Annotated in this window: 26 protein-coding genes; 17 read left to right on the forward strand and 9 right to left on the reverse strand. The window is 70.4% G+C overall.

Annotated elements, in window-relative coordinates:
- Genes CEG14_RS08195 through CEG14_RS08215 form a run of 5 tightly spaced genes read left to right on the forward strand, consistent with a single transcriptional unit; the run spans position 1 to position 3901 of the window.
- Positions 1–1128: an ABC transporter ATP-binding protein gene (locus CEG14_RS08195; protein WP_094825854.1), complete on the forward strand. Its 1128-nt coding sequence runs from the start codon at positions 1–3 to the stop codon at positions 1126–1128.
- Positions 1125–2045, forward strand: coding sequence for an ABC transporter permease subunit (locus CEG14_RS08200; protein ID WP_094825855.1), 921 nt, complete (start codon positions 1125–1127; stop codon positions 2043–2045). Before CEG14_RS08195 ends, CEG14_RS08200 begins: the two co-directional genes overlap by 4 nt.
- Complete coding sequence (locus tag CEG14_RS08205; RefSeq protein ID WP_094825856.1) at positions 2042–2848, forward strand: ABC transporter permease subunit; 807 nt, start codon at positions 2042–2044, stop codon at positions 2846–2848. The genes CEG14_RS08200 and CEG14_RS08205 overlap by 4 nt, the downstream gene beginning before the upstream one ends.
- Positions 2845–3201: an arsenate reductase gene (locus tag CEG14_RS08210; protein WP_094825857.1), complete on the forward strand. Its 357-nt coding sequence runs from the start codon at positions 2845–2847 to the stop codon at positions 3199–3201. The genes CEG14_RS08205 and CEG14_RS08210 overlap by 4 nt, the downstream gene beginning before the upstream one ends.
- A 1-nt stretch (position 3202) precedes the next feature.
- The gene (locus tag CEG14_RS08215) at positions 3203–3901 is read left to right on the forward strand and encodes a DNA-3-methyladenine glycosylase (RefSeq protein ID WP_094825858.1); all 699 of its coding nucleotides are present in this window, start codon (positions 3203–3205) and stop codon (positions 3899–3901) included.
- On the opposite strand, the gene CEG14_RS08220 is transcribed toward CEG14_RS08215, so the two are convergent.
- Complete coding sequence (locus tag CEG14_RS08220; RefSeq protein WP_094825936.1) at positions 3902–4612, reverse strand: PhoP regulatory network YrbL family protein; 711 nt, start codon at positions 4610–4612, stop codon at positions 3902–3904.
- A gap of 188 nt (positions 4613–4800) precedes the next feature.
- Between CEG14_RS08220 and rmuC the strand changes: the two genes are divergently transcribed.
- From rmuC to phoU, 4 genes are all read left to right on the forward strand, one after another.
- Positions 4801–6150: a DNA recombination protein RmuC gene (rmuC, locus tag CEG14_RS08225; protein ID WP_094825859.1), complete on the forward strand. Its 1350-nt coding sequence runs from the start codon at positions 4801–4803 to the stop codon at positions 6148–6150.
- Between the two features lie 76 nt (positions 6151–6226).
- Positions 6227–7888, forward strand: coding sequence for an isovaleryl-CoA dehydrogenase (locus CEG14_RS08230; RefSeq protein WP_094825860.1), 1662 nt, complete (start codon positions 6227–6229; stop codon positions 7886–7888).
- 54 nt (positions 7889–7942) lie between these two features.
- Entirely contained in the window at positions 7943–8623 is a 681-nt protein-coding gene (gene rpiA / locus CEG14_RS08235; RefSeq protein ID WP_094825861.1) for a ribose-5-phosphate isomerase RpiA, read from the forward strand.
- A gap of 247 nt (positions 8624–8870) precedes the next feature.
- Positions 8871–9590: a phosphate signaling complex protein PhoU gene (phoU, locus tag CEG14_RS08240; protein WP_094825862.1), complete on the forward strand. Its 720-nt coding sequence runs from the start codon at positions 8871–8873 to the stop codon at positions 9588–9590.
- Between the two features lie 60 nt (positions 9591–9650).
- Here phoU and paaG read toward each other — a convergent pair whose 3' ends face one another.
- The 3 genes from paaG to CEG14_RS08255 are packed head-to-tail and all read right to left on the reverse strand — an operon-like array spanning position 9651 to position 12812.
- On the reverse strand, positions 9651–10448 hold the full coding sequence (gene paaG, locus CEG14_RS08245) for a 2-(1,2-epoxy-1,2-dihydrophenyl)acetyl-CoA isomerase PaaG (RefSeq protein ID WP_094825863.1): 798 nt from the start codon (positions 10446–10448) through the stop codon (positions 9651–9653).
- The gene (locus CEG14_RS08250) at positions 10445–11593 is read right to left on the reverse strand and encodes an acyl-CoA dehydrogenase family protein (RefSeq protein ID WP_094825864.1); all 1149 of its coding nucleotides are present in this window, start codon (positions 11591–11593) and stop codon (positions 10445–10447) included. The genes paaG and CEG14_RS08250 overlap by 4 nt, the downstream gene beginning before the upstream one ends.
- A gap of 25 nt (positions 11594–11618) precedes the next feature.
- Complete coding sequence (locus CEG14_RS08255) at positions 11619–12812, reverse strand: acyl-CoA dehydrogenase family protein (protein ID WP_094825865.1); 1194 nt, start codon at positions 12810–12812, stop codon at positions 11619–11621.
- Positions 12813–13009: 197 nt separating this feature from the next.
- On the opposite strand from CEG14_RS08255, the gene CEG14_RS08260 reads away from it, so the two are divergent.
- From CEG14_RS08260 to CEG14_RS08280, 5 genes are read left to right on the forward strand one after another with little or no spacing between them, the layout of a single operon-like run.
- The gene (locus CEG14_RS08260; protein ID WP_094825866.1) at positions 13010–13399 is read left to right on the forward strand and encodes a Zn-ribbon domain-containing OB-fold protein; all 390 of its coding nucleotides are present in this window, start codon (positions 13010–13012) and stop codon (positions 13397–13399) included.
- Entirely contained in the window at positions 13396–14571 is a 1176-nt protein-coding gene (locus CEG14_RS08265; RefSeq protein ID WP_094825867.1) for a thiolase, read from the forward strand. The genes CEG14_RS08260 and CEG14_RS08265 overlap by 4 nt, the downstream gene beginning before the upstream one ends.
- Before the next feature lie 5 nt (positions 14572–14576).
- The gene (locus tag CEG14_RS08270; protein WP_094825937.1) at positions 14577–16121 is read left to right on the forward strand and encodes a class I adenylate-forming enzyme family protein; all 1545 of its coding nucleotides are present in this window, start codon (positions 14577–14579) and stop codon (positions 16119–16121) included.
- Between the two features lie 40 nt (positions 16122–16161).
- Positions 16162–17136 (forward strand): Bug family tripartite tricarboxylate transporter substrate binding protein, encoded by a 975-nt coding sequence (locus CEG14_RS08275; protein WP_094825868.1) that lies wholly within the window; start codon positions 16162–16164, stop codon positions 17134–17136.
- Between the two features lie 58 nt (positions 17137–17194).
- Complete coding sequence (locus tag CEG14_RS08280) at positions 17195–18148, forward strand: NAD(P)H-dependent flavin oxidoreductase (RefSeq protein ID WP_094825869.1); 954 nt, start codon at positions 17195–17197, stop codon at positions 18146–18148.
- 52 nt (positions 18149–18200) lie between these two features.
- Here the strand turns inward: CEG14_RS08280 and CEG14_RS08285 are convergent, their stop codons facing one another.
- A complete protein-coding gene (locus tag CEG14_RS08285) occupies positions 18201–19205 on the reverse strand; it encodes a Bug family tripartite tricarboxylate transporter substrate binding protein (protein ID WP_094825870.1) in 1005 nt (334 codons plus the stop codon).
- 157 nt (positions 19206–19362) lie between these two features.
- Positions 19363–20262 carry a LysR family transcriptional regulator gene (locus CEG14_RS08290; RefSeq protein ID WP_094825871.1) on the reverse strand — a complete coding sequence of 300 codons (900 nt, stop codon included), beginning with the start codon at positions 20260–20262 and terminating at the stop codon, positions 19363–19365.
- A gap of 140 nt (positions 20263–20402) precedes the next feature.
- Between CEG14_RS08290 and CEG14_RS08295 the strand changes: the two genes are divergently transcribed.
- The 3 genes from CEG14_RS08295 to CEG14_RS08305 are packed head-to-tail and all read left to right on the forward strand — an operon-like array spanning position 20403 to position 23438.
- Positions 20403–21320, forward strand: coding sequence for an SDR family NAD(P)-dependent oxidoreductase (locus tag CEG14_RS08295; protein WP_094825872.1), 918 nt, complete (start codon positions 20403–20405; stop codon positions 21318–21320).
- Positions 21321–21330: 10 nt separating this feature from the next.
- Entirely contained in the window at positions 21331–22188 is an 858-nt protein-coding gene (locus CEG14_RS08300) for a MaoC/PaaZ C-terminal domain-containing protein (RefSeq protein ID WP_094825873.1), read from the forward strand.
- Positions 22185–23438 carry a CaiB/BaiF CoA transferase family protein gene (locus CEG14_RS08305; RefSeq protein WP_094825874.1) on the forward strand — a complete coding sequence of 418 codons (1254 nt, stop codon included), beginning with the start codon at positions 22185–22187 and terminating at the stop codon, positions 23436–23438. Before CEG14_RS08300 ends, CEG14_RS08305 begins: the two co-directional genes overlap by 4 nt.
- 116 nt (positions 23439–23554) lie before the next feature.
- On the opposite strand, the gene CEG14_RS08310 is transcribed toward CEG14_RS08305, so the two are convergent.
- The 3 genes from CEG14_RS08310 to CEG14_RS08320 form a co-directional block, all read right to left on the reverse strand.
- Positions 23555–24484, reverse strand: a complete 930-nt coding sequence (locus CEG14_RS08310; RefSeq protein WP_094825875.1) for a hypothetical protein — start codon at positions 24482–24484, stop codon at positions 23555–23557.
- On the reverse strand, positions 24478–25068 hold the full coding sequence (locus tag CEG14_RS08315; RefSeq protein ID WP_176461413.1) for a DUF6932 family protein: 591 nt from the start codon (positions 25066–25068) through the stop codon (positions 24478–24480). Before CEG14_RS08315 ends, CEG14_RS08310 begins: the two co-directional genes overlap by 7 nt.
- Positions 25069–25192: 124 nt before the next feature.
- Complete coding sequence (locus CEG14_RS08320) at positions 25193–25633, reverse strand: secondary thiamine-phosphate synthase enzyme YjbQ (RefSeq protein WP_094825876.1); 441 nt, start codon at positions 25631–25633, stop codon at positions 25193–25195.
- Positions 25634–25637: the final 4 nt, after the last annotated feature.

Here is a 25637-nt window from a genome sequence, read left to right on the forward strand (position 1 = left end):
ATGAGCGATAGCCGTTACACGGCACAGCATTCCACCGATCCGGACGAATTCGTCAAGATCGTCGATGTGGTCAAGATCTTCGGCGACACCGTCGCCGTCCGTTCGGTCAACCTGGCGGTCAAGCGCAACGAGATCTTCGCGTTGCTGGGCAGCTCGGGCAGCGGCAAGTCGACGCTGCTGCGGATGCTGGCCGGCTTCGAGGAGGCCACCTCGGGCCAGATCCTGCTCGACGGCGAAGACATCACGGCCGTGCCGCCCTACCGGCGGCCGGTCAACATGATGTTCCAGTCGTACGCGCTCTTCCCGCACATGACGGTCGAGGCCAACGTTGCCTTCGGCCTGAAGCAGGAGGGCGTGGACCGCGCCGAGATCCACGACCGCGTGTTCGAGGCGCTCGACCTGGTGCAGATGGCGGGCTACTCGCGCCGCAAGCCGCACCAGCTCTCGGGCGGCCAGCAGCAGCGTGTGGCGCTGGCGCGCAGCCTGGTCAAGCGGCCCAAGCTGCTGCTGCTCGACGAGCCCATGTCGGCGCTCGACAAGCAGATCCGCCAGAAGACCCAGATCGAGCTGGTGAAGATCCTGGAGCAGGTCGGCGTGACCTGCATCATGGTCACGCACGACCAGGAAGAGGCCATGACCATGGCGCATCGCCTGGCCGTCATGACCGAAGGCCAGATCGTGCAGTGCGGCTCGCCGCAAGACGTCTACAACTTCCCCAACTCGCGCTTCGTCGCGGGCTTCATCGGCAGCACCAACCTCTTCACCGGCACCATCGTCGAGGACGAGCCCGATCACGTGGCCATCGAGAGCGAGGCGCTCACGCGCCCGCTCTACGTCAACCACGGCGTGAGCGAGCCGCTCGGCATGGAGGTGCACGTGTCGATCCGGCCCGAGCGCATGGTGGTCTCGCGCAACCAGCCCGAGAGCGACTACAACTGGGCCCACGGCATGGTGAGCCACATGGCGTGGATGGGCAGCTACGGCCTCTACCAGATCCGGCTCGATTCGGGCAAGGTCGTGGAGGCGAGCGTGCCCAGCCTGCAGCTGGGCGCGATGGACGCCCCGGGCATCGACGAAGAGATCTTCGTCAGCTGGGACGCCGACAGCGCCACGGTGCTGGCATCATGAAGCTGGGCGCGTTGCGTAGCTGGCTGCCGTCGGGGCGCGCCCTGGCGGTGGTGCCGCCGTTCCTGTGGCTGGCGCTGTTCCTGCTGGTGCCGTTCCTGCTGGTCTTCAAGATCAGCTTCGCGGAGCTGCAGTTCGGCATCCCGCCCTACACGCCGCTGGCCGAGTTCAAGGACGAGGCGGTGCAGCTCAGCCTGCATCTGCGCGGCTACATCCTGCTGTTCACCGACAGCCTGTATTTCGCCACCTACCTGAACTCGGTCAAGATGGCCGCGGTCACCACCGTGGTCTGCATCCTGATCGGCTACCCGATGGCGTACTACATCGCGCGCTCGTCGCCCGCCATCCGCAACATCCTGCTGCTGGGCGTGATCCTGCCGTTCTGGACCTCGCTGCTGCTGCGCGTCTACGCCTGGGTCGGCATCCTGCGCAACGACGGCCTGCTGAACAAGGTGCTGATGGGCCTGGGCCTGACCGCCAGCCCGATCGAGATCTACCGCACCGACCTGGCCGTGTACATCGGCATGGTCTATGCCTACCTGCCGTTCTTCATCCTGCCGCTCTATGCCAACCTGGTGAAGATGGACCTGCGCCTGCTCGAGGCCGCCTACGACCTGGGCGCCCGGCCCTGGCAAGCCTTCTGGCGCATCACCGTGCCGCTGTCGCGCCCGGGCGTGATCGCCGGCGCGATGCTGGTGTTCATCCCGGCCGTGGGCGAGTACGTGATCCCCGAGATGCTGGGCGGCGCCGACACGCTGATGATGGGCCGCGTGATGTGGAATGAATTCTTCAACAACACCGACTGGCCGATGGCCTCGGCGGTGACCTGCGTGATGGTGCTGCTGCTGCTGGTGCCGCTGGCCCTGTTCCAGTACAACCAGGTCAAGCAGCAACAGGTCGACAGCGGAGGCCGCCGATGAAGGGTCCCAACAAGTCGATGCGCACCCTCGCGCTGGGCCTGGGCTACTTCTTTTTGTATGTGCCCATCCTCAGCCTGATGGTGTTTTCGTTCAACGATTCGCCGGTGGTCACCTCCTGGACCGGCTTCTCGTTGCGCTGGTACTCGGCGCTGTTCGCCGACGACGCGCTGCTGCGCGCCGCGTGGCTGTCGTTCCAGATCGCCGCGTTCACCGCCACGGCCGCCACCATCATCGGCACCTGGGCCGGTTACGTGCTGGCGCGCATGGGGCGGTTCCGCGGCTTCGGCCTCTACCTCGGCATGCTGAGCGCGCCGCTGGTGATCCCGGAGGTCGTGCTCGGCATCTCGCTGCTGCTGATGTTCGTCGAGATGCGCGGCACGCTGGGCTGGCCCGAGCAGAACGGCATGTTCACGATCTGGGTCGGCCACGTCACGCTGTGCATGGCCTTCGTCGCGGTGGTGATCCAGTCGCGCATCCGCGACATGGACCGCTCGCTCGAAGAGGCCGCGCTGGACCTGGGCGCCACGCCGCTCAAGGTGTTCTTCTCGATCACCCTGCCGCTGATCGTGCCGGCGCTGGCCTCGGCCTGGCTGCTGTCGTTCACCCTGTCGCTCGACGACGTGGTGCTGGCCTCGTTCCTGTCGGGCCCGGGTTTCACGACCCTGCCCATGGAAGTGTTCTCGCGCGTGCGCCTGGGCCTCAAGCCCGAGGTCAATGCCCTGGCCACGCTGTTCATCCTGGCGGTCGGCACCTGCGTGATCGTGGCCAACCGCCTGCAAGTGCGCAAGGAAACCCAATCATGAAGCAAACCACCCTCTACGGCCTGACCAAGTGCAGCACCTGCGTGAAGGCGCGGGAATGGCTCACCGCCCATGGCGTGGCCCACGACTTCATCGATTACCGCGATCATCCCGTGCCCGCCGCCACGCTTGAGACCTGGGCCGAGCAGGTGGGCGGCTGGGAAAAGCTCGTGAACCGCACCTCCATGACGTGGCGCGCGCTGAGCGACGCGCAGAAGGCCGCGGCCACGCCGGCCCAATGGACGGCGCTGATCGCCGAGTATCCGGCGCTGGTGCGCCGCCCCGTCACGGTCACCGCCGATGGCGAGGTCAGCGTGGGCTTTTCCGAAAAGCGCTACACCGAACGCTTTGCCTGAGATGACGCGCGTGGCCCCCGGGCCGGCGCTGCCCGACAGCTTCTTCGACCGCGACGCCGCCACGCTGGCGCGCGATCTGCTGGGCAAGGTGATCCGGCGGCGCTGGCGCGGCCTGTGGCTGTCGGCCCGCATCATCGAAACCGAGGCCTACTACCTCGACGAGCGCGGCAGCCACGCCTCGCTCGGCTACACCCACAAGCGCCGCGCGCTGTTCATGGACGGCGGCGTGATCTACATGTATTACGCCCGCGGCGGCGACTCGCTGAACTTCAGCGCGCACGGCCCCGGCAACGCGGTGCTGATCAAGTCCGCGCATCCCTGGATCGATGCGGTCAGCGATGCGCGCGCGCTCGCATGCATGCAGCGGCTCAATCCCGACGCCCAGGGCCAGCCGCGCGCGCCCACCCGGCTGTGCGCCGGCCAGACGCTGCTGTGCCGCGCGCTCGGCCTGAAGGTGCCCGACTGGGACGGCAAGAAGTTCGATCCGCAACGATTCTTCGTGCAGGACGTGGGCGCCGATATGCCGCGCCTGATCTGCACCACGCGGCTCGGCATCCCGGCCGGGCGCGACGAGCACCTGCCATATCGCTTCGTCGATCCCGCCTACGCGGCGTTCTGCACGCGCAATCCGTTGCGGCGCGGCCAGCAGGCCGGCCGCGACTACGTGTGGATGGACCGCGACGGCGCCGAGCTGGCCTGATCAGTCGGGGTCGGGCACGGGCGCCGGCATGCGCGCGCGCAGCGCCGCATACTTGCGCATCACCCGGCGCCGGTTGAGCAAGCGGCTCCAGGCATGGATCGGAATCAACGGCAGCACGCCGAAGCCGTCCACCAGGTACAGGCCGGGCCGGCCCTCGGCGTTGTAGCCGCAGGCCACGTTGCTGGCCGACATGTCGTGGATCACGAGGTGGGCGTCGGCCAGGTCGGCAAAGAATTCGTCCAGCTTGGCCGCCAGCGTGACCGTGAACCGGCCCTGCCGGGCCAGGTCGGCGACCGTGGGCGCCAGCCCGCCGTTGCCGTCGCTGATCCTCTCCACCAGCAGGCCCAGGCCCAGGCTGGTCTGCGCCGCGCCCAGGATGCGCGCCATCGGCACCTGCCAGACCCCCGACGGACGGGTGGTGGTGCACACGTATTCCGAGAATTCGTTGAGGTAGACGCGGTAGGCGCTCTCGCGCTGGAACTGCTTGTACCAGCGCTTGAACGGCCGCGCCTGCAGATAGACCGCGCGCGCCTGCATGTCCATCACCTTGATGAGCAGGCCGGGTTCGTGCGGATGCTGGAACACGTAGCGGTCGCCGCCCTGGGCGAGCGGCGTGGCACCCGACAGATCGATCGGCCCGAACACGGCCTGCACCCCGGGGGCGGCCGCGTCACCGGTCGGGAGCGCCGGGGCAGCAGAGGCGGACGGCAGGGGCGGGGCGGACACGGCGAGGTCGGACCAAAGGAAGAATTCTCGATGTTAACTTTTTTAACCCGGCGCCGGCGCGGCTGGCGCGGCCATACAACAGTCCGGGCGCGCCAGCGCTGGCGCGGATTGAGGCAGAATCGCAGCTGTGCGCATGGCGTGTCTTTGAAGGCAGGGAGAGCGGGTTGGAACCGATGCAGATGTGGGTCATGGTGGGCGCGGGCGCCGCGGTGCTGGCGGCGTTGTTCGCGCTCGGCGCGTTGCTGCGCGCCGGTCGCGCGCCGGGCGTGGACGGGGTGCAGGACGGCCTCGAGCGCCTGGAGCGGCTGGTGCGCAGCGAGATGGCCGAGAGCCAACGCGGGCTGCGCGCGGAGCTGGCCGAGTCGAGTCGGGCGTTGCGCGCGGAGCTGATGCAGACCCAGGAAGACCTGCGCGCCTCGCTGGCGCGCGATGGCCGCGAGGCGCGCGAGGAATATGCGGCTTCGCTGGCACGCTTCGCCGCGCAGTTCGGCGAGCGCCTGCAGGGCCTGGTCGAGCTCAACGACCGCCGCATGGCCGAGGTGCGCCAGACCGTGGACGCGCGCCTGCAGGCGCTGCAGGCCGACAATGGCGCACGGCTCGAGGAGATGCGCCGCACCGTCGACGAAAAGCTGCACGCCACGCTCGAGCAGCGCCTGGGCGAGTCGTTCAAGCTGGTGTCCGAGCGCCTGGAGGCCGTGCACAAGGGCCTGGGCGAGATGCAGACCCTGGCCTCGGGCGTGGGCGATCTGCGGCGCGTGCTCACCAACGTGAAGTCGCGCGGAACCTGGGGCGAGGTGCAGCTCGCGCGCCTGATCGAAGACACGATGACGGCCGACCAGTACGCGCGCAACGTGAAGCCGATTCCCGGCAGCGACGCGATCGTCGAGTTCGCCATCCGGCTGCCGGGGCGCGAGGCGGGCGGCCAGCCGGTCTGGCTGCCGGTCGACGCCAAGTTCCCCAAGGAAGAATACGAGCGCCTGCTCGATGCGCAGGAGGCCGCCGACGCGGAGGCCGCGCGCCAGGCCGGCAGTGCGCTGGCGCGTGCGGTCGAGGCCCAGGCCCGGCTGATCGCGAGCAAGTACGTGGCGCCGCCGCACACCACCGATTTCGCCATCATGTTCCTGCCCACCGAAGGCCTCTACGCCGAGGTGCTGCGCCAGCCCGGCCTGGTCGACCGGCTGCACGGCCTGCGCGTGAACGTGGCCGGGCCCACCAACCTGGCGGCGCTGCTCAACAGCCTGCAGATGGGCTTTCGCACGCTGGCCATCGAGCAGCGCTCGTCGGAGGTGTGGCAGGTGCTGCGCGCGGTCAAGACCGAGTTCGCCAAGTTCGGCGACGCGCTGGCCAGCGTCAAGAAATCGCTCGACAACGCCAGCACCAAGATCGGCGCCACCGAGGTGCGCACCCGCGCGATGCTGCGCAACCTCAAGAGCGTGGAGGCGCTGCCGGAGGCCGAGACGCAGCAGTTGCTCGGCCCCGCCGAAACGCCGGCCGACGACGAACCCGATACACTAGGGCGTTAAGCGCGCCTGCCGCACCGCCCAGCCGCTGGGCGGGCAACGCCGCAATCCGGCAGGCGTCGGTCCGCAAGGAGACGCCATGCAGCCGTTCTTCACGCATGCGGTCACCAATCAGGTGCCGCCCCTGGACGATTACTCGCTCTACGACACCGACCCGGTGCTCGCCGCCGCGCTGGCGCGCGAGGGCGCCAGCGCACACGAGGCCGAGCTGCGCGAGCACGGTGCCTGGCTCGGCCGGGCCCAGACCCTCGCCGCCGGCGAGGAGGCCAACCGCCATCCGCCCGAGCTGCATGCCTACGATCGCAACGGCCATCGCATCGATCGCGTCGCCTTCCATCCCGCCTGGCACCAGCTCATGAGCGGCATCGCCGCGCGCGGCCTGCACAACCGCGCATGGGTGCGTCCCGGCCCGGGCGCACAGGTTGCGCGCGCAGCCGGTTTCCTGATGCAGGGCCAGGTCGAGGCCGGCACGCTGTGCCCCACCACCATGACCTACGCGGCCTATCCGCTGCTCGCGCGCGAGCCGGCCGGCGCGATCGACTTCGCCCATGCCTGGATGCCGCGCCTGGGCTCGCGCGTGTTCGATCCGGCCGACGCGCCGGTCACGGCCAAGCAGGGCGCGCTGATCGGCATGGGGCTCACCGAGAAGCAGGGCGGCTCCGACCTGCGCGCCATCACGACGCACGCCGCGCCCGAGGGCGCCGCCGGCCGCGGCCGGGTCTACCGCCTCACCGGCCACAAATGGTTTTTCTCGGTGCCGCAGGCCGACGCCCATCTGGTGCTCGCGCGCAGCGACGCCGGACTGGGCTGCTTCTTCGTGCCGCGCTGGATCCCCGACGGGCCGCGCAACGCGGTGCGGGTGCGGCGCCTGAAAGACAAGCTCGGCAATCGCAGCAACGCCAGCGCCGAGGTCGAGTTCGAGGAGGCCTGGGGCGTGATGGTGGGCGAGCCCGAGCGCGGCCTGGCGCTGCTGCTGGAGATGGCCGCCACCACGCGGCTGGACTGCGTGCTGGGCAGCGCCGCGCTGCTGCGCCAGGGCGTGGTGCAGGCGCTGCACCACACGCGTCAGCGCCAGGCCTTCGGCCGCGCCCTGCTCGACCAGCCCGCCATGCGCGCCGTGCTGGCCGACCTCGCGCTGGAGTCGGAGGCCGCCACCACGCTGGGGCTGCGGCTGGCGCGCGCCATGGACGAACGCGAGTCGCCCGCCGCGCGTGCGCTGCTGCGCGTGGGCACGCCGGCGGCCAAGCTGTGGGTCTGCAAGCGCGCCGTGCTGGCGCTCGGCGAGTGCCTGGAGGCGCTGGGCGGCAACGGTTACGTGGAGGAGGCGCCGCTGGCGCGGCTCTATCGCGAAGCGCCGGTGAATTCGGTCTGGGAGGGCTCGGGCAACGTGATGGCGCTCGACGTGCTGCGCGCGCTCACGCGCGAGCCCGACGTGCTCGAGGCCGTGCGGGCGGAGCTCGGCATCGCGGCCGGCCGCGATCCGCGCTACGACGCCGAATGCGATCGCTGGTTCGCCCGCGCCGCCGGTGCAAGCGCCGATGGCGAGGCCGGCGCGCGGGCGCTGGCGGCCGGGCTGGCGCGGCTGTGGCAGGCGGCCCTGCTGCTGCGGCACGCGCCGGCGCCGGTCGGGCAGGCCTTCGTGGCGACCCGGCTGGCCAGCGGCGGCACGCTGTGGGGCGAGGGCTGGGCCGGCGTCGATGTGGCCCCCATACTTTCGCGGGCGTGGCCGGGCATCTGCTAAATTGCAGGCCTCGCGCAGGATTTCCTTCATCGCTTTTTTCGCGTACTTCCGCACATGCTCACTCAGCAAGAACTCAAGCAGCAAGCCGCCGACGCGGCCCTCGAACTGGTCGAACAGGTGGCCGGCCCCGATGTCGTGATCGGCGTGGGCACCGGCTCGACGGCCGACCTCTTCATCGACGGGCTGGCCCGCTTCAAGGGCCGCATCCGCGCCACGGTCGCCAGCTCGGAGCGCAGCGCCGCCCGCCTGGCCGGTCACGGCCTGCCGGTGCTGGACCTCAACGAGGTCGAGCACATGCCCATCTACGTCGACGGCGCCGACGAGATCGACGCGCGGCTTTCGATGATCAAGGGTGGCGGCGGCGCGCTCACGCGCGAGAAGATCGTGGCCTCGGTGGCCGCGCGCTTCGTCTGCATCGCCGACGAGTCCAAGCTGGTCGAGCGCCTCGGCGCGTTTCCGCTGCCGGTGGAAGTGATCCCGATGGCGCGCGCCAGCGTGGCGCGCGCGCTGGCCGCGCTGGGCGGCACGCCGCGCCTGCGCGAGGGCTTCATCACCGACAACGGCAATGAGATCCTCGACGTGGCCGGCCTGTCGATCGAAGACGCGCCCGGCTTCGAGGCCCGCATCAACAACCTCCCCGGCGTGGTCACGGTCGGCCTGTTCGCCATCGCCGGCGCCGACGTGGCGCTGCTCGCCACGCAGAACGGCATCCGCCGTCTCGAACGCAAGGCCTGAGCGCCTGCGCGGGCCGGCGCGCGGCAGCGCCCGGCCTGGCGGCTCGCCGCAAGGCGCGAGCCCGGATCGCGTGATCGCGCCCACCCGCGCGGCCGCCGCGCCACACCGGCGCGGCGCGCTTGCAGGGCATCTCCCGCCCATTCATAATCCTGTCACATCCGAGTCATAACCTTGCGGGTCGGCAGGTCCCCCGCGCACATTACCCAGAGGGGACATAACGATGAGATCAACCTCGCAGGGAGTCCGGATGACGGAGCACACCAACAAACAGTTCGATGCCGATCTGGAAAACGTCCGATCGCAGTTCCTCCAGATGGGGGGCGTGGTCGAAGCCATGATCCATGAGGCGATCGAAGCGATTCCCACGGGCGACATGACCCTCGTGGAAAAGGTGCGCGAACGCGAGAAAGAGGTCAACCGCCACGAGGTGGAGATCGACGAGCGCATCAGCCTGATCCTGGCGCGCCACCAGCCCACCGCGATCGACCTGCGCACGCTGCTGGCCGTCTCCAAGATGCTGACCGACATGGAGCGTTCGGGCGACGAGGCCGAGAAGATCGCCACCGCCGTGCGCCGCATGTTCGAAAACAACCAGCAGCAGATTCCGCTGATCGAACTGCGCCACATGGCCCAGAACGTCGGCAACATGCTGCACAACTCGCTCGACGCCTTCGCCCGTCTCGACCCCATCCTCGCCGCGCAGGTCGTGCGCTCCGACAAGGAGGTCGACAAGGAATGGAAGGCCGCGCTGCGCAACCTGATCACCTACATGATGGAAGATCCGCGCACCATCTCGCGCGCCATCGACATGATCTTCATCGCCCGCGCGCTCGAGCGCATCGGCGATCATGCCAAGAACATGGCCGAACGCGTGATCTACATGGTCAAGGGCGCCGACGTCCGTCACACCGGCGTGAAGAACACCGAGCGCCTGGCGCGCGGCGAAGAGGAAGAAACCGAGGGCTGATCCCGGCCCGCGCCGCATGCAGACGACCCCGGCTTCGCGCCGGGGTTTTTGTTTGCCGCCTCAGCGCCCGGTGAAGCGGGGCGCGCGTTTGTCGCCGAAGGCCTGCATCCCTTCGAGGTAGTCGTCGGTGTAGCCCAGCTCTCGCTGCAGCGCGCATTCCAGGTCGAACTGCGCCTCCAGCGTGTTGGCGGCGCTGGCGTGCAGGGCGGTCTTGGTGGCCGCCCATGCGCGCGTGGGCCCCTGGGCCAGCCGTGCGATCAGCGCGGCCGCACGCGCCTCGAATTCCGCGTCGGGCACACACTCCCAGATCAGCCCCCAATCCTGCGCCTGGCGCGCGCTCACCGGTTCGCCGAACAGCGCCGCGCCCATGGCGCGCGCGCTGCCGGCCAGCCGCGGCCAGAAGTAGGTGGCGCCCGCGTCGGGCATGAGGCCGATGCGGGCGAACGCCTGCACGAAGCGCGCCGACTCGGCGGCCACCACCACGTCGCAGGCGAACACCAGGCTCGCGCCCGCGCCGGCCGCCACGCCGTTGACCAGGCACAGCACCGGCGCCGGCAGCGCGCGCAGCCGCAACACCAGCGGGCGGTAATGCTGGCGCAGCCCCTGCGACAGGTCGCGGCGCTGGCCGTCGGGCAGGGGCTTGCGCTGGCCCAGGTCCTGGCCGGCGCAGAAGGCCCGGCCCGCGCCGGTCAACACCACGCCGCGCAGGTCCGCGCGCGCCTCGATCTGGTCGAGCGCCGCCTGCAGCTCGCCCTGCATCACGTCGGTGAAGGCGTTCAGGCGCTCCGGCCGGTTGAGCGTGATGCAGGCGACGCCATCGCGCCAGTCCAGCACGATCTGTTCGAAGGCGGCGCTCATGCCGGCACCTGCGCGGCGTCGAGGGCGGCCTCGTCGGCCAGCGCCGCCAGCAGGCCCAGCTGCGTGGCGCTGTCGCCCAGCAGCAGGTCCACGGCGGTCAGCCGCTTGAAGTAGTCGCCCACCTCCAGCTCGTCGGTCATGCCCATGCCGCCGTGCAGCTGCACGGCCGCCTGCGCGAGCTGGCGCGCGTGCCGGCCCACCTGCAGCTTGGCCTGGGCCAGCAGGCGGCGGCGTTCGCGCGGCTCGTCCTCGGCCAGCGCGGCGGCCGCCACATAGGCCATCGACAGCGCCATCTCGCACGCCACCAGCATGTCGGCGACGCGGTGCTGCAGGGCCTGGAACGCGGCCAGCGGCTGGCCGAACTGATGCCGCGTGCGCAGGTACTCGGCGGTGATCTCCAACAGGCGCTCCATCGCGCCGGCGGCATGGGCGCACAGCGCCGCCGTGCCCCATTGCAGCGCGCGCTCGAGCGCGGCCTCGGCGCCCGCGCCATGCGCCAGCAGCCGCGCGGGCGCGTCGGCAAAGCGCAGGCGCGCGCAGCGCTGGCCGTCCAGCGTGGGCGTGTCCAGCCGTTGCGCGGCGCCGTCCGTCACCGGCACCCACAGCAGCACCTGTTCGCCAGCCTGGGTTACGGCGTTCACCAGCCAGGCCTCGGCCGCGCCGCCGTGCCAGACCAGGTGCTTCTCGCCGCGCACGCGCCAGCCGCCGTCGCGCTCCTCCGCGCGGCAGCCGTCGGCCTGGGTGGCGTAGCGCCGCCCGGGCTCCTGGTACGCCAGCGCGAGCCGCGCCTCGCCCGCAGCGAGGCGTGGCAGCCAGTCCTGCGCCAGCGCCGCGCCCGCCAGGTCGGCGCAGGCCTGCAGCGCGGTGGCGGCCATCACGACCGGGATCACGGGCTCGTCCACCAGCGCCCGGCCCAGCTCGCGGTGCACGGGCAGCAGGCTGGCCGGCGGTTCGCCGAAGCCGCCGGCCTCGGGCGGCAGGCACAGACCGAGCACGCCGAGCTCGGCCAGCGCACGCCACAGGGCGGGGTCGGGCGCGGGCGCGATGCGGCGCTGGCGCCGCCGGGCGAAGGTCCATTGGTCGTCCAGCAGGCGCCGCAGGCTGTCGGCCAGCATGCGCTGCTCGTCGCTGTAGGTGAAGTCCATGTCGATAGATTCCTTGTCCTGGCGCTCAGCTGCCGAGCACCATGCGGGCGATGAGGCCCTTCTGTATCTCGGTCGAGCCGCCGTAGATCGTGGTCTTGCGCATGTCGCAATAGCCCGCGCCCGCGGCCGCCGCCATGTCGGGGCCGGGGCCATGGAACGCGGCATCCGCGTCCAGCCATTGCGGGTCGTAGGGCCAGGCGTCGGGGCCGGCCACCTCCATCTGCAGCACGGCCAGGTCCTGCTGGATCTCCGAGCCGCGGATCTTGAGCACCGAGGCCTCGGGCCCGGGATGGTCGCCGCGTTCGGATGCCACGCGGTACAGCAGCATCTCGAGCGCCAGGATGTCGCCCTCGATCAGGCTGAGGCGGTCGCGCAGGCGCGGGTTGGCGGCCAGCGGCGTGCCGTTGCTGTCGTGGGCCGCGGCCAGCATGCGCTTGAGCAGCGCGAGCTCGCGATGGCAGTGGCCCAGCCCCGCGATGCCGGTGCGCTCGTGGCCCAGCAGATACTTGGCGTAGGTCCAGCCCTGGCCTTCCTCGCCGACCCGGTCGCTCACCGGCACGCGCACGTTCTCGAGCCAGACCTCGTTCACGTCGTGGCCGCCGTCCAGCGTGCGGATCGGCCGCACGGTCACGCCCGGGGCGTGCATGTCGAGCAGCAGCAGCGAGATGCCGCGTTGCGGTTTGGCCTGGGCGTCGGTGCGCACGAGGCAGAACATGCGGTCGGCATACTGCGCCAGCGTGGTCCAGGTCTTCTGGCCGTTGACGATGTAGTGATCGCCCTCGCGTTCGGCGCGGGTCTTGAGCGAGGCCAGGTCGGAGCCCGCGCCCGGCTCGGAATAGCCCTGGCACCACCAGTCGTCGACCCGGATGATGCGCGGCAGCAGCGCCTGCTGCTGCGCGGCGCTGCCGTAGCGCATCAGCACCGGCCCGATCATCTGCAGCCCGAACGGCAGCAGGCGCGGCGCGCCGGCCTTGAAGGTCTCCATCTCGAAGATCAGGCGCTGCACCGGATTCCAGCCGGTGCCGCCGTGCTCGCGCGGCCAGGCCGGCGCGCCCCAGCCGTGGTCGGCCAGGATGCGGTGCCAGCGCACGTAGTCGTCGCGCGCCAGCCGTTCGTGGCGCCACACCTTGGCGCTGATGTCGGCGGGCAGTTGCGCCTGCGCGAATGCGCGCACCTCGTCGCGAAAGCCACGCTCTTCCCGGGTCCAGGTCAGGTCCATGTTCACGCCTCCTCGTGCCGTATCTAGCCACGGGCGCGCGCCGCCGCACAATCTGGCTCTGCAAAAGGGCGGCTTCGGATCAGTGGAAGCGCGGCGCTACGGATGACCTGAAGCCACGCTTCGGCAATGAAGAATGGCCGGCGCGCGGCGCAGCCCCGACACTGGGCGCACCTCAATCCGAAGCAGTGGGAAACGCGATGAGTGCATCGATTCCAGGCGGCGCCACGGGCGTCGAGCAGCAGTACCGGGAGGCGCTGGCGCGCGGCGAATTCCGCATCCAGCGCTGCGGCGCGTGTGCCAAGGCGGTGTTCTATCCACGCATGATCTGCCCGCATTGCGGCGGCGCCGAGCTGGCGTGGTTCGCGCCGAGCGGGCGCGGCGCGGTCTATTCCACCACGGTGGTGCGGCGCAAGCCCGAGGCGGGCGGCGACTACAACGTGGCGCTGGTCGATCTCGAAGAGGGCGTGCGCATGATGAGCTGCGTCACCGGGCTGGCGCCGCAGGACGTGCGCATCGGCATGGCCGTGCGCGCGCGCGTGGCGGGCGGCGACGTGCCGCGCGTCGAGTTCGTGGAGGACCGCGCATGAGCACGCTCAAGGAACTGCGCGGCAAGGTGGCGGTGGCGGGCGTCGGCCAGGCCGGCCTGGGCCAGGCCGCGGGCTATACCGAAATGGAGATCCTGGTGCAGGCGGCCCAGCGCGCCGTCGCCGATGCGGGCCTTTCGATGCAGGACATCGACGGCCTGTGCACCGCCAGCGTGGCCGCCCCGATGTGGGCGATGCCCGTGATCGAGCACCTGGGCATCCGGCCCACCTTCATCAACAGCACCATGCTGGGCGGCAGCAGCTTCGTCGCGCACCTGTTGCCGGCGCTGCATGCGCTGGCGAGCGGCCAGTGCAACGCGGTGCTGGTGTGCTACGGCAGCACCCAGCGCACCTCCACGCTGAGCCGCGCCGAGATCGGGCGCGTGCGCAAGAGCTTCGATCCGCAGCCCTACGAGGCGCCCTACGATCCGCTCAGCCCGCTGAGCTCGTACGCGCTGGCCGCCGCGCGCCACATGCATCAGTACGGCACCACGCGCGAGCAGCTCGCCGAGGTGGCGCTGGCCGCCAATCGCTGGGCCCAGCGCAACCCCGAGGCCCAGCTGCGCGAGCCCGCCACGCTCGACAGCATCCTGTCGGCCCGCATGGTGTCCGATCCGCTTACCGTGCGCGACTGCTGCCTGGTGACCGACGGCGCGGGGGCCTTCGTGCTGGTGCGCGCCGAGCGCGCGCGCGACCTGCCGCGCAAGCCGGTCTACGTGCTGGGCAACGCCACCGCCGTGTGGAACCGCCAGATCTCGTCGATGCACGATCTCACCGTGACCGCCGCGGCCCAGTCCGGCCGGCAGGCCTATGCCATGGCGGGCGTGGGCGCGGCCGACATCGACGTGCTGGAGGTGTACGACGCCTTCACCATCAACACGATTCTGTTCCTCGAAGACCTGGGCTTCTGCGCCAAGGGGGAGGGCGGCGCCTTCGTCAGCGGCGGCGCGATTGCGCCGGGCGGGCGCCTGCCGGTGAACACCAACGGCGGCGGCCTGTGCTGCGTGCATCCGGGCATGTATGGCGTCTTCATCATGATCGAGGCAGTGCGGCAGTTGCGCGGCGAATGCGGCGAGCGCCAGGTGGCCGACGCGCACCTGGCGCTGGTGCACGGCAACGGCGGCACGCTGTCCAGTCAATCCACCGCCATTCTCGGCGACGCTTCCACGCTGTGACCACCATGCCGCACACGACCCTGCAATCCCTGAAGGACGCCACCCGCATCGACCAGGTGCTGGCCTGGCAGGCCGCCCGCCAGCCCGACGCGCCGTGCCTGCGCACCGAGGCCGGCAGCGTGACGTATGGCGCGCTCGACGCCCAGGTGAGCCGCGCGGCCGACTGGCTGCGCGAGGCGGGCGCGGGCCCGGGCGCGCGCGTGCTGATGGTGGGCGAGAACTGCGCCGCCATGGTGGTGGCGCTGCTCGCGTGCAGCCGCGCCGGCGCGTGGCCGGTGGGTGTCAACGCCAGGCTGTCGGCGCGCGAGGTCGGCGTGATCGCGGCCCACGCGCAGCCGGCGCTCACGCTCTACACCACGGCCGTGTCGCGCGATGCCGCCGCCCATGCCCAGGCGGCCGCCGCCACGCCGGCGCCCGCCGCGGTCTGGGGCGAGGGCGTGGCGATGGCACGCGCCGCCGCCGCCGTCGAGCCCGAGCGCGGCCCGCTGCGCGACCAGGTGGCCACCGTGATCTACACGTCCGGCACCACCGGCGCGCCCAAGGGCGTGCTGGTGCCGCACCGCGGCCTGCTGCACTTCGCCCGCATCTCGGCGGCCTCGCGCCGGCTGGGGCCGGCCGACATCGCCTACGCCGCGCTGCCGTTCTCGCACATCTTCGGCATCGCCACCGTGCTGCTGGCCACGCTCTACGGCGGCGCCAGCCTGATCGTGCGCAGCCGCTTCGATCCGGCCGACGTGCTGCAGGCGCTGCAGACCCCCGGGCTCACCATCCTGCAAGGGGTGCCGACCATGTTCACGCGCCTGCTCGCCCACCTGCGCGAGACCGGCGCCGAGCCGGTGGCGCCCGCACTGCGCTATCTCTACACCGGCGGCGCTGCGCTCGATCCGACGCTCAAGCGCGAGGTCGAGGCGCGCTTCGGCCAGCCCCTGCATCATGGCTACGGCATCACCGAATACGCGGGCTCGCTCTTCATCACCGACATCGACGCGCCCCGCCGCGATTGTGCGGCGGGCTGCGCGGTGGAGGGCGTGGAGCTGCGCATCGGCGCGCCCGATGCGCCCGCCGCGCCGGCCGGCGAACGGGGCGAGATCCTGGTGCGCGGGCCCGGCGTGATGCTGGGCTATTACAGGGATCCCGAGCTGTCGGCGCACGCCTTGCCCGAGGGCGGCTGGCTGCGCACCGGCGACATCGGCTTCCTGGCCGACGACGGCGCGCTGCACATCGTCGGCCGCTCGAAGGACCTGATCATCCGCTCGGGCTTCAACGTCTATCCGCTGGAAGTGGAGAGCGTCATCAACGCCTGGCCGGGCGTGCGGCTCTCGGCCGTGGTCGGGCGGCCCGAAGCCGACGGCAACGAGGCGGTGATCGCCTTCATCGAAACCCTGCCCGGCGCCACGATCGACCCGCCGGCGCTGATGGACCATTTGCGCACGCAACTGGCGCCCTACAAGCGGCCGGCCGAGCTGCGCCTGATCGACACGATTCCCACCACCGTCAGCGGCAAGATCCTCAAGCAGCCGCTGCGCGAAAGGCTGGCGGCGCGGCCCTAGGCCCGTACAGACCGGCCACACACCAAAGGAGACGACAGCCATGAAGTTCCCCCTTGCGCTGCGGGCCGGTCTGGCCGCCTGCGTGCTGGCCCTGGGGCCCGCGCACGCCCAGGACACCTATCCAGACCGGCCGATCCGGCTGCTGGTGGGTTATGCGCCGGGCGGCCCGGTGGACACCACCGCGCGCGTGTTCGCCAAGTATCTGGGCGACAAGCTGGGCCAGGCGGTGGTGGTGGAGAACCGCGCCGGCGCGAGCGGCATGATCGCCTCGGACGCAACCGCCAAGGCCACGCCGGACGGCTACATGCTGGGCTTCGCGGCCAGCCCCACGCTCACCATGTCGCCGCAGGTGCAGAAGAGCACGCTGTTCGATCCGCGCAAGGACTTCACGCCGATCGGCCTGGTGGTCGACTATGCCAACGTGCTGCTGGTCGGACCGCAGGTCAAGGCCGACGACGTGCAGGCGCTGGTCGGCTACGCCAAGGCCCACCCCGACGCGGTGTCGTTCGGCTCGGCCGGCGTGGGCGCGTCCAACCACCTGTCGGCCGAGCTGCTGAAGAAACAGGCCGGCGCGCCGATGCTGCACGTGCCGTATCGCGGCAACTCGCCCGCGATGATGGACGTGGTGAGCGGCAAGATCACCTTCATGTTCGACATCACCAGCACCGCGATCCCGTTCGTGAAGAGCGGCAAGGCGCGCGCGCTGGCCGTCACCTCGCGCACCCGCAATCCCGAGCTGCCGCAGGTGCCTACCATGATCGAGGCGGGCCTGCCTGACTACGAGGTGGTGGGCTGGTACGCGCTGATGGCGCCGCCGAAGCTGCCTGCGCCGGTCAACCAGCGTCTTACCGCGGCGCTGCAGGCGGTGCTGAAGGATCCCAAGTTCCGCCAGGCGATGGTGGAGGGCGGCTACACGGTCAACACGGGGGACGCGCAGGTGCTGCAGCAGCGCATCGATCGCGATTATGCGCTGTGGTCGGACGTGGTGGCCTCGGCCAACATCCAGGTGAACTAGCGCGCCTGGCTATCCGCCGCCGGCGCGCGCCGGCGGCACGCTCAACGCAGGAGATCGCATGAACGCCGCCGAGAAGCTGCAAGACCGCACGCGCCTGCCGGTGATCGGCGCGCCGATGTTCCTGGTGTCCGGGCCCGATCTGGTGCTGGCGCAGTGCACCAGCGGCATCGTGGGCACCTTTCCCACGCTCAACGCCCGGCCGCAGGAGCAGCTGCACGACTGGCTCGGCCGCATCGAGCACGGGCTCGCGCAGCACGACGCCGCGCACCCGGAGCGCCCGGCCGCCCCCTACGGCGTGAACCTCATCGTGCATGACGCCAACCCGCGCTGGCGCGGCGACCTGGAAATCTGCGTCGCCCATCGCGTGCCGTTCTACATCACCTCATTGCAGGCGCCCGAGGCGGTGGTGGCGGCCGCGCACGCGTACGGCGCCTGCGTGTTCCACGACGTCACCACGGTGCGCCACGCGCAGCGCGCGGTGCGCGCCGGCGTCGACGGCCTGATCCTGGTGGCGGCGGGGGCAGGCGGCCACGCGGGGCAGCTCAATCCGATCGCGCTGATCAACGAGATCCGCGCCTTCTACGACGGCCCGCTGGCGCTGTCGGGCTGCATCAGCCACGGCAAGGACATCCTCGCGGCGCAGGTGCTGGGCTGCGACTTCGCCTACATCGGCACCCGCTTCATCGCCACGCGCGAGTCACTCGCGCCCGACCGCTATCGCGACATGGTGCTCGAGGCGGGCGCGGCGGACGTGGTCTACACCCCTTACTTCTCGGGCGTTCCGGCCAACTACCTGAGCGCCAGCATCCGCGCCGCGGGCCTGGATCCGGCGCAGGCGCGCGAGGCGCCCGCCGCGGGCCCGATGCTCGACAAGAGCCGCCGGCCGCGCGCCTGGAAGGACGTGTGGAGCGCGGGCCAGGGCGTGGGCGCGGTGCAGGAGATCCTGCCGGCCGCCGAGCTGGTGGCGCAGCTGGCGCGGGAGTATGCGCAGGCGCGCGCTCGGCTGCGCTGAACGCTGTCCGGGCTGGACGCAAGGGGCCGGCCGGCCCCTTGCCGCGCCTGCCTCAGGCGCCGCTCTCGAGCTTGATGCCGGCGGTCTTGATGACCTTGCCCCACTTGTCGATCTCGGCGCGCAGGAAGGCGCCGAACTCGTCGGGCGTGCCGGCGCGCGGCTCGGCGCCCGCGGCCAGCATGGCACGCGCGGTGGCCGGGTCGTTCAGCACGCGCACCAGGTCCGCGTTCAGTCGCGTGATGGCGGCGGCCGGCGTGCCCCTGGGCGCCAGGATGCCGCTCCACGAATACGCCTCGTAGTCGGGCACGCCCGCGGCCGCCACGGTGGGCACGCCCGGAAACAGGGCGCTCGGTTCGGGGTTGCCCACGCCGAGCGCGCGCAGCTTGCCGCCGTTGAGGTGGGGCATGGCCGAGGGGCCGTCGGCAAACATCACCTGCACCTGGCCGCCGAGGAGATCCTGCATGGCGGGCGCGCTGCCGCGATAGGGCACGTGCTGCATCTTCACGCCGGTCATGCTGCAGAACAGTTCGCCCGCCAGATGCGTGCCGCCGCCGGTGCCCGACGAACCGTACGACAGCTTGCCGGGATGCTCGCGGGCGTAGGCGATCAGGCCCTTGATGTCCTGCACCGGCAGGCCGGCGTGCACCACGACCACGATCGGAAACAGCGCGGCCATCCCGACCGGCGCGAAGTCGGTCGTGATGTCGTAGCTCAGGCCGCCACGCAGGCTGGGCAGCACCGCGTGATGGATCGAGGCGAAGAAGAAGTTGTAGCCGTCGGGCGCGGCCTTGGCCGCGAACTGCGCGCCCACGATGCCGCCGGCGCCCGACTTGTTGTCGACCACGGCGGGCTCCGACCAGCGTTGCGCCATGGGCTGGGTGGACAGGCGCGCCGTGGTGTCCACCGGTCCGCCGGGCGGGAAGGGCACGATGAAGTTCACGGGGCGCGCGGGCCAGGCGGCGTCGCCTTTCGCGGCGCTGCCCAGCGCGGGCCAGACGGCGCCGGCGCAAGCAGCGCCCAGCCCCGCGATCACGCGGCGGCGGGTGAGGTCGGTCATGACTGTCTCCGGATATCGGTATCGTTATGGCGCGGCGGCGCGGTGGCCGGCGCGTGCCTATTATTCGGCCGGGGCCGCGCGGCGCCGATTCTTATTTGCCTAAGCCCCCGTTCGGCCAGGCAGCAGTCGGTGTCGGGGCCGGATCCCCGACGCCCGCTCAGGCCGCGTGCGCGGCGCGCTGGATGTGTTCGATGAAATCTTCGGCGAAGCGCGGCAGGTCGCGGCCGCGTTGGCGCACCAGCAGGCGGTCGCGCAGCGACCAGCTGTCTTCGATGCGCAGCACGTGCAGCGCATCCGGGCGGCTGTAGCGCCGGGCGCAGGCGCGCGGCACCACGGCGATGCCCGCGCCGGCCTCGACCATGCGGCAGACGGCCTCGAAGCTGCCGACGTGCACGCGCTGGCAGATGCGCTTGCCCAGGCCGGAGGCGATGTCTTCGAGGAACGACTGGATCGCGCTGTCGGGATGGATGCCGACGAACTGGTACTGGTCGAGCACCTCCACGAAGGGCACCGATTCGCGCTGCGCCAGCGGATGCTCGAGCGCGGTCACGATGGTGAGCTCGTCGCGGAACAGCGGCAGCACGTCGAGCCCGTCGACGTCGATGTTGCCCGCCACGATGCCGAGGTCGCCCGCGCCCGCGCGGATCGCCAGCACGATGTCGCCCGACATCTTTTCTTCGAGCTCGATGTCCACGTCGGCGCTCTGCGCGAGATAGGTGGACAGCGCGTCGGCCAGGAACGAGTTGGTGGCGGTGGTGTTGGCCAGCAGGCGCAACCGGCCCTTGATGCCGCTCGCGTAGGGCTGCAGGTCGGCGTTGAGGCATTCGAGCTGGCGGAACACCGCGTGGGCGTGCTTGAGCAGCACCTCGCCCGCCGGCGTGAGCGACACGCCGGTGGCCTGGCGCACCAGCAGGCGCGCCTTGAAGGCCTCTTCCATGTTCTTGATGCGCGCGCTCGCGGCGGGCAGCGACAGGAACGTGCGCTCCGCGGCCCGCGTGAGATTCAGCGCCTCGCCCACGTGGACGAACAATCGCAAGTCTGTCAGATCGTGTCTCATCTTCCACCACACTGAAGGGGGGTATTTCTATTTTCGAATTCTGCAAACCTGCACCGAAATCTACCATGCTGCAAAGCGCTGCCGTCAAGGCGGGGCGACCATCAGGCGTGCGGTGAACGGACGCGACAGGAGGCGATGCGATGAGTGGCGGCATGATGCAGGGCAAGGTGGTGGTGGTGACGGGCGCGGGCGGCGGCATCGGCCGCGGCATCGCGCTGGCCCTGGGCGCGGCCGGCGCGCGCGTGGTGGTCAACGACATCGGCGTGGCGCTCGACGGCGCCGGCGGCAGCGCCGGCCCGGCCGCGCAGGTGGTGGCCGAGATCGAGGGCGCGGGCGGGCAGGCCTGCGCCAACACCGACAGCGTGGCGAGCTACGAGGGCGCCAACGCCATCATCCAGACCGCCATCGAGCGCTACGGCCGCATCGACGGCGTGGTCAACAACGCGGGCAATCTGCGCGACCGCGTGTTCCACAAGATGAACGAGGAGGAGTGGCGCCAGGTGCTGGACGTGCACCTGAACGGCACGTTCTACATGAGCCGCGCCGCGGCCGCGCATTTCCGCGAGCAGGCGTCGGGCGCGTTCGTGCACATGACGTCCACCTCGGGGCTGATCGGCAACTTCGGCCAGGCCAACTACGCCGCGGCCAAGCTCGGCATCGTCGCGCTGTCGAAGTCGATCGCGCTCGACATGGCCCGCTATGCGGTGCGCTCGAACTGCATCGCGCCGTTTGCCTGGAGCCGCATGACCAGCTCGATCCCGGCCGAGACCGAGGCCGAGCGCGCGCGCGTGGAGAAGCTCAAGAAAATGGAGGCCGGCAAGGTCGCGCCGCTGGTGGTGTACCTGCTCTCCGACGCGGCCCGCGAAGTAAACGCGCAGATCTTCGCCGTGCGCGCCAACGAGATCATGCTGATGAGCCAGCCGCGCCCGCTGCGCAGTGTGCATCTGTCGGAGGGCTGGACGCCGGAAGCCATCGGCGAGATCGCGATCCCGGCCATGCGCAAGCACTTCTACGCGCTGGAGCGCTCGCCCGACGTGATCGACTGGGATCCGATCTGAGGCCGCCCCGATGCCCATTTCCTACGACACCCTGCGGCACTGGCACTTCGACGATATCCGCCACGACTACAGCGAGAAGGACGCGATCCTGTACGCGCTGGGCATCGGCCTGGGCGAAGACCCGCTCGATCCGCGCGCGCTGCGCTACGTCTACGAAAAGTCGCTCGCGGCCTATCCGACCTTGAGCGTCGCGCTCGCCTATCCGGGCTTCTGGCTGCGCGATCCGCGCACCGGGGTCGACTGGGTGCGGCTGGTGCATGGCGAACAGCGCCTGCGCCTGCACCGCCGTCTGCCGGCCAGCGGTACGGTCATCGGCAAGCTGCGCAACACGCATCTGATCGACAAGGGCGAGGGGCGCGGCGCGTTGCTGATCAACGAACGGCGTCTGTTCGACGAGGCCGGCGCGCACCTGGCCACGCTCACCTCCACCACGTTCCTGCGCGGCGACGGCGGCTTCGGCGCGGGCGATGCGCCGCCCGAACCGCTCGCCGCCACGCCGGACACGCCACCCGAGCGCAGCACGGCGCTGCGCATCTCGCCGCGCGCCGCGCTGCTGTATCGCCTCAATGGCGACTACAACCCGCTGCACGCCGATCCCGGCATCGCGCGCCAGGCCGGCTTCGACCGGCCCATCCTGCACGGCTTGTGCACCTACGGGATGGCGGCGCGCGCCATCGTGGACACCTGGTGCGACGGCGACGGCGACGCGCTGACCGAGCTCAACACGCGCTTTTCGGCGCCGTGCTTCCCGGGCGAGACGCTCGAATTCGAGATGTGGCGCCGCGGCGCCGAGATCCGCTTCCGGGCCCGCGCGCCCGGGCGCGGCGTGATGGTGCTGTCGCATGGCAGCGCGAGGATACAGTCATGAACCCAGCCTTTGCCGCCGGCCGCCGCGCCCCGCTCGACGGGGTGCGCGTGCTCGACCTGAGCCGCATCCTGGCCGGCCCGTGGTGCACCCAGAATCTCGCCGACCTGGGCGCCGACGTCATCAAGATCGAGCGGCCCCGCACCGGCGACGACACGCGCCACTGGGGCCCGCCCTATCTTAAGGACGGCGCGGGCGCCGAGACTGCGGAGGCGGCCTATTACCTCAGCACCAATCGCAACAAGCGCTCGGTGGCCGCCGACATCGCCTCGCCGGGCGGCGCCGCGCTGATCCGCGAGCTGGCCGCGCAGTGCGACGTGCTGGTCGAGAACTTCAAGGTGGGCGGGCTGGCCAAGTACGGACTCGACTACGCCGCGCTCGCGCAGGTCAATCCGCGCCTGATCTACTGCTCGGTCACCGGCTTCGGCCAGACCGGGCCCTACGCCAGCCGCCCGGGCTACGACTTCATGATCCAGGGCATGGGCGGCCTCATGAGCATCACCGGCGAGCGCGACGACCTGCCCGGCGGCGGGCCGCAGAAGGCGGGCGTGGCGGTCACCGACATCCTCACCGGCCAGTACGCCACTATCGCGATCCTGGCGGCGCTGGCCGAGCGTGCCGCGAGCGGGCAGGGCCAGCACCTCGACATCGCGCTGCTCGATTGCCACGTCGCCATGCTGGCCAACCAGAACTCCAACTACTTCAACAGCGGCCGGGCGCCGCAGCGCGCGGGCAATGCCCACCAGAACGTGGTGCCCTACCAGGTGTTCGAGGCGAGCGACGGGCACCTGATCGTGGCAACCGGCAACGAATCGCAGTACCGCGCCTACTGCCGCGCGATCGGCGTGCCCGAGCTCGGCGACGACGCGCGCTTCGCCACCAACCGGCTGCGCGTCACGCGGCGCGAGGAGCTCGTGGCGATCCTGAGCGACATCATGCGGCGCGGCCCGCGCGACGACTGGCTGCGCAAGCTCGAGGCCGCCGGCGTGCCGTGCGGCCCCATCAACGACATCGCGCAGGTGTTCGACGACCCCCACGTGCAGGCGCGCGGCCTGCGCGTCGACATGGACCATCCGCTGGGCGGCCAGGCCGCCGTCACGGCCTCGCCGCTGCGCCTGTCCGCCACGCCCGTCACCTACCGCCGCGCCCCGCCCCTGCTGGGCGAGCACACCGCCGAGGTACTGCGAGAAGTCCTGGGCAAGAGCGAGGCCGAGATCGAGGCGCTGCTGGCGGCGGGCGCGGAGCGCAGCTGAGGGCGGGGATGGATGGGGGGCACTTTGCTGCGCGGCGCCCGGCGTGGGCAGGGGCTCGGGCTGGCATTCGGCCGGGAGGTCGAGCCAAGGACGCGCCCGCCCCTGCGCGTTGGGGGTCAACTGACGTCGACGAGGATGTGACTCGACCGAAGATTGCCGGCCGGAGCGATGACGTCCTGAACACTCAGCGTTGCCTGTACGGTAGTGCCCAGAATCGCTTTGAGCCGTTCGTCGTGGTGGTCTCTGAGACGGGTAAGGAGGCATCGATCGAGCCTGCCCTTCACCACCTCCTGCCCCCCCTCCAGTTCGAGATCGAAGCGCTGGCTGTCAGGAGTGATGTACAGAATCCCGGTTTCGGTCCGCTCCGACACCCGGACCTCGATGCTCTCGGTCTTGAGGCGCGCGCCATGGACGGCGTCCCGGTCCAACTGCACGTCATGGTTGCCCGCCACGAGGCGGACGGTCGCGCCGGCCTCATCGATCAACGTGAAGAAGTCGCGGAGCGAGGCCAGCAGCCGTTCGTCGATCAGGTCGACCGAGCTTTCCAGGTCGTCTTGCGCCAGGTCGCGCATCAGCGTGGCGACCTCCCCGACTGCGTTCTTCAAGGCCGGCTCGACGGGATGATCTCGGGCAGAGGTTTCGGATTCTTCGAGGATGAACCCGAAGGAGCCTCGGGCGATCTCGGTGATCATCAGCGCAGCGTCCTGCCCATGAGGCACCGGACCGCGATCCTTCAATGCCTCGCCGCGCGTCGAGCTTGCATGCCTGTTGGCGACGATGTCCTGGAACTTTTCGAGGGCTTTGCCTGCAAAGCTTGCATCCACGCCTAACGCGCCTGTGACGGGCTTGCCACCAAAATGGAGTGCCACGGTTGCACGACATGATGCGGTCTCGCCGGCGCGTCGTACCCGTTCGAGCAACTCGGCGCGACGCGCTGCGAGCTGGAACCGACCAATAGGATCTTCGGATTCCGTCCGGGCATCCAGCAACGCGTCGAGCGCCGCGATGTCGGCGCTCAGCGCGGCCTGTTGCAGATGTTTCAGCATCGAGATTCCCCGGTTCCCGGAAGAAGCGCCGGTCGTTTCTCCTGAAGGAATGCCTCCGCCTCGCCATCGGTGAGCCCGATTCCGATCTGGATCATTCCCTTCCATAGGCTCGTGTCTCTCTGATGGGAAAACAGGCCAAACCAATAGCGCGTGTCATCCACGATCAAAGTTGGCCGCTTTCCGAGGTCTACGAAGTATGCGTCGCACTTGAAGTCGCGCTTGCTCAGCGAGGGGTGAAACAGGTGCGCGTTGTCTTGCAGGAACATGCCGGCCTGCGTTCGATCGCACGGCAGTTGTGCGAACGTCACCACATCGATGTCGCCCGGCGCGCGCTGGAGCCTGGCCTCGACCTTTTCGACGAAACTCCCGTCGATCCATTGAAACCCGTCACAGATGCCGGATGCACGCAACGCCCGCCGATACGCGACCAGTCCTTCCAGTAAATCGAGTCGTTCCACCGACGATGAAAAATACTCGGCGAATTCGAGCATGGTCGTGGCGTAGGGCGACATCGTCGCTCGAGCGGTGGGCGACAGGCCGACGAAGGGCGGAATGACACCGGAAATATTGAAACCTGGAATCACAGGCGCTCCTTGCTTCGCAGATCCTGCCAGTCATGTGTGGATGTGCCAGCGAGCATATCGATTCAGGCCCGGCGCGGGCGGGTGCGGCGTCCAATAGGAGACTCGTGCACCTGTGAGAGAAAGCTCACCGCGCCCCGTGCACCGTCACCACCACCTCGCGCCGGTGCGGCCGGTCGCGGTGTTCCCACAGGTAGATGCCTTGCCAGGTGCCCAGGCCCGGTTCGCCGTCGCACACGGGAATCGTGAGCGACACCGAGGTGAGCGCGGTGCGGATGTGGGCCGGCATGTCGTCCGGACCCTCGGCGTCGTGGCGATAGCGCGGATCGCCTTCGGGCACGAGACGCGCGAAGAAGCGTTCCAGGTCGTCCCGGACGGTGGGATCGGCATTCTCGTTGATCAGCAGCGAACAGCTGGTGTGGCGCGTGTAGACCACGGCCAGGCCGGTGCGGATGCCGCTGGCCCGCACGTCGCGCGCCACGCGCTCGGTGATCTCAAGCAGGGATTTGCCGCGCGTGTCGAGGCGGTGCAGGGTCTGGGCGATCAGGGGGGCGGGAAGGGCGGTCATGCGG

Source organism: Bordetella genomosp. 1, from assembly GCF_002261335.1.
In the GTDB taxonomy this organism is placed as follows: domain Bacteria; phylum Pseudomonadota; class Gammaproteobacteria; order Burkholderiales; family Burkholderiaceae_B; genus Bordetella.